Genomic DNA, 4,588 nt, shown 5'->3' with positions numbered 1-4,588 from the left:
TCATGGTTGCAGTGGTATCGAATTCAGGTCTGGGTCTGCTGGGTGGGTCGCTGTCGGCACTAGGGGGGCAGGGGCAACTGGGCCAGGCCGAATTCGGGCGCGGCGGCGAGCGCGTCTACGTCAATGCCGCCACCGGTAACCTGGTCCTGCAGCACCGTGACGAGTTTCTCAGCGCGTCCGGACCCGATGTGGCGCTACTGCGTACCTACAACAGCCAAAGTCTGGGTGACATCAACAACGACAACTGGCGGCTTGGCTTCTCGCGCAGGGTATTCGGACTCGTTGGCACGGTGAACATGGCGGGTAGCTCCATCCGCCGGCTGGGCGAAGACGGGGCCGAGACTGTTTACCGCTATGATACCGCGCGAGGGCTGTATGTCGGCGGTGCTCAGGAAGGGGGTGCGGATGACATGCTGCGCTACGAGGCAGCGACCCAGACTTGGACTTGGACCGACGGCGACAGTCGGCAAGTCGAGCGTTACGACGCCGCCAAAGAGGGCCGACTGACTGAGGTCAGCGACCGTGATGGCCAGACACTCCGGCTGGGCTACAACGCGGCTGGGCTGATCGTTTCGATTAGCAGCGCCAGTGGTGAAACGCTCTACGTCGACTACGACAGCGTGGCGGGCCGTACCGCCAACATCATCCAGCTGCGCACCGTCTGGTCCGACGGCGGTGTCGCTACTACCCTGACCCGCACCCGCTACGCTTACGATAGCGCCAATCGCTTGGCCAGCGTCACTGTCGATTTGAGCCCCGACGACAGCAGCATAGCCGATGGCAAGGTGTACACCACGACCTACACCTACGACGGTACGTCCAAGCGTGTTGCCAGCATCACACAAAGCGATGGCAGCCGGCTGGAATTCGGTTATGTCCAGATCGGCAGCAACTACCGTATCCAGACCGTCAACGACGTTCGTTCTCTTGGTGACATCCGCACCACCCGTTTTAGCTACGACACGGTTGCGCTGAGCACCACCGTGACCGATGCCGCCGGTCTGGCGACCGAGCTCCGTTACGATGCGGCTGGGCGCCTGCTGTCGGTCAAGGCGGCCTCCGGTGGGGTAACGCAGCAACGCGGCTTCAGCTACGACACCAATGGCCGCGTCTCCAGTGTCACTGACGGTCGCGGTCAGGTGACCGTCTACGAGTACGACCTCAACGGCAATCGGGTGCTGGAGCGTGATGCCACGGGTAATACCATCCGGCGTGAATACGGAGCGACTAACCAATTGCTGTCGGAAACCGTCTATACGATCCCCGATCCCGACGGTAGCGGTTCGGCTGCGGCGGGTGGCGCGCAAGTCACGCGCAATGTTTACGATGCCGGTCGGCATCTGCGCTTCCGCATCAGCGCCGAAGGGCGTGTCAGCGAATACCGCTATGACGCGCAAGGGCGCGAAGTGTCGCGGCTCCAGTACTTTGGCGCCAGCGCCACCGCTCTGCCAGCGACCCCACAGGAAGCGGATCTGGCGGCCTGGGTCATTGCACAGGACAAGACCCGTAACCAACGTACCGACACCCAATACGACCTGCGCGGCCTGGTTAATCAGGTCGTCGGTTACACCAAGGTTGATGCGAACGGCAATGGCATCGTTGACGGTAGCGAAGCAGTGACCCGCTACGTGTACGACCAGGCGGGCAACCTGTTACAGCAGATCGATGCTCGGGGGGGCAGTACCGTCTACCGCTACGATGGCCTGAACCGCCTCGTCAGCCTGCGCGATGCGCTGGGCAATACTACTACCACTGTTTATGCCGACGACAATCGTCAGACCACGGTGACGCTGGCCAACGGTCTGACGACCACCACGAATTACGACCAAGCTGGTAACGTGCTGGCGGTGCTGATAGCGGATGCGGGCGGTGCGCTGGGGACCACGCAGTACCAATACGACGCACTCGGCCGCCTGCGGCAAAGCACCGATCCTACAGGTCAGAAGACCCTCTATCTGTACGACGGCATGGGACGCAAGGTTGGTGAAATCGATGCCGAACGCGCGCTGACCGAATACGTCTACAACGGCGCCAACCAACTCGTGCGTATCCTCCGTTACGCCAATCGGGTTGATCCCGCCAAATTGGTGGGTGACGTGGCTGCTCTGCAACTGACTGCTCTACGTCCGACATCAGACTCCCTCAACGACCGGCTCACTCACCAGCTTTACGACGCCGCCGGCCGGCTCTCCAAGACGGTCGATGCCACCGGCGCGGTGACCGAATACCGCTACGACGGTGCCAACCGCCAGACCGATACCCTGCGCTACGCCACCTTGCTGAGTGCTGCTCAATTGGTAGCGTTGGCCGCCACCGCGGGCGAACTGTTGCCGGATGACCCCAATGCCAGGCCGGTGACGGATGCCGCCAGCGACCGTCGCCAGCGCCAGTTCTACGATGCTGATGGCCAGCTGCGCGGCGTGCTCGACGCTGAGGGCTACCTGACTGAAACTCGCTACGATGCGGCGGGCCGCCTGACGGACATCGTCCGCTACGCTACGCGCACCGCCAGCACCTTCTGGGCGAACGGTACCCTCGACCAGCTGCGCCCGCTCGCCAGTGCCAACGATCAGCGTACCCAGCGCTTCTACGACGCGCTGGGTCGCCCCGTCGGCGAAATCGATGCCGAAGGCTACCTGACCGAAACACGCTACGACGCCAACGGCAACAAGGCCCAGGTACTCCGCTACGCCACCAAGGCTGGTGCAGGCAATGCTCTTGACACGGTGCGCCCGGCAAGCAGCCCCGAAGATCACGGCATGCTCTACCAGTACGATGCAGCCAATCGTGTGGTTCGCAGTGACAGCCAACCGGATGGTTTGGTGACCACCTATGGCTACGACAGTGTCGGCAACCTGACCCAGACTGTGCGCGGTGCTGGCAACAGCGACAGTCGTAGCCAACTGCAACGTTTCGACAGCCAGGGCCGCTTGATCGCGGAACTCTCAGGCGAAGGGACCGCGATTCTTGCCGCACTGGGTGCTACCCCGACCCAGGCTCAGATTGATGCCGTGTGGGGTCGCTGGGGTACTCGCCACCAATACGACGCCGCCGGCCGCCGTATCGCCACACTGACGCCAAACGGCCTCGACGGTAACGGCCAGCGCACTCTTTACTACTATGATGCTACCGGGCGTCTCACCCACAGCATCAACGCTCTGGGTGAGATCAGCGAATACCGCTACGACACGTTCGGCCAACAGGTCCAGACGGTGCGCTACGGCACCCGTCTGAGCGATACCGTCCGTGCTAGTCTGAATGGCGGTCTTGCCAGCCAGCTGGGCACCGCGGTCAGCGGGCTGGTCAACGCGACACTCGACAGCGCCATCGCTAGCACCTACTCGCGACGCGGGGAAGTGCTCAGCCGCACTGACGCACTCGGTAACGTCAATACCACTACCTACAATGCATTCGGCGAGCAGACCGGCAGCAGCAACCGGATCAATGCCAGCACCGTGCTGGAGACCCGCTACGGCTACGACCGTCGTGGCCTGCAGGCCTCGACGACGCGGGATACCGGCAGTGGGCGCCTGAACCTGGCCAGCACCGTTGTCTATGATGCCTTTGGCCGTCCAATCCAGACCACCGACGCCAATGGCAGTCTGCGCACTCTCGCCTACGACCGGCTCGGTCGCCAAGTGCGTACCACCGACCCGCTCAATGCCCAGCGTACCTTCAGTTACGATGCCTTCGGTCGCGAACTGACCCATACCGACAGCGTGGGCAACACCACCCGCACCGACTACGACAGCACTAACCGTCGCTTGACACTAACCACACCGCAAGGCATCCAGACCATCACCGAGCGCAATCGCTACGGAGAAACGGTCAAGGTGATCGACGGCAGGGGCAATGCGACCACCTACAGCTACGACCGAGACGGCCAGTTGCTGTCCACCATCACGCCGGGTGGAGTCACCAGTACCACTTACGATAGTACCAGGCAGCAGATCGAAACCGTTGACGCACGCGGCACCAGGACCCGTTACAGCTACGATGCTGCCGGCCGGGTGCTGAGCCGCACCGTCGACCCGGACGGTCTCAAGCTCACCACCCGCTACGCTTACGACGCCCAAGGCCGTACCGTCAGCGTGACCGACCCGCGCGGCAGCATCACCGAAACCCGCTACGACGCCAAAGGGCAGGTGACCAGCGTCATCGTCGATGCCGCCGGTCTGAAACTGACGACCACCTACAGCTATGATGGCCAGGGCAACCGGTTGACCGTCACCGAAGGAGCGGGCACCTCTCAAGCCAAGAGTACTCGCTATGACTACGACCGGCTGGGCCGTCGCCTCGCCGACGTGGTGGACCCGAACGGGCTTAAGCTCACTACCACCTACGACTATGATAGTGACGATAACGTCACGAGCAAGACCGACCCGCTCGGCAACCGTACCCGCTATGTCTACGATGCCAACAACCGTCTGATCTACACCCTCGACCCGCTGGGGGCGGTGACCCGCACCGACTACGACGCCGAAGGGCGCGTGCTCAAGAGCACCGCCTACGCTAGGCCGATCAGTCTGGTTGGCCTGCCTGCCATACTGGGCGGAGCCGACATCGGCACTCGTCTGAGTGCAGACCC

At 62.8% G+C, this 4,588-nt stretch carries 1 protein-coding gene; it reads left to right on the top strand.

Features of this window, described 5'->3' with window-relative positions; all coding sequences use genetic code 11:
- Positions 1–4,588: RHS repeat domain-containing protein (locus H2Z84_RS10240; protein ID WP_181835908.1), on the top strand; the 4,588-nt coding region annotated here is incomplete at both ends.

This window comes from Aquitalea aquatica (assembly GCF_013911085.1).
Classification (GTDB): Bacteria; Pseudomonadota; Gammaproteobacteria; order Burkholderiales; family Chromobacteriaceae; genus Aquitalea; species Aquitalea aquatica.
Note: the sequence above shows the minus strand (reverse complement) of the source record. Positions and strands in the feature narration are given on the sequence as shown.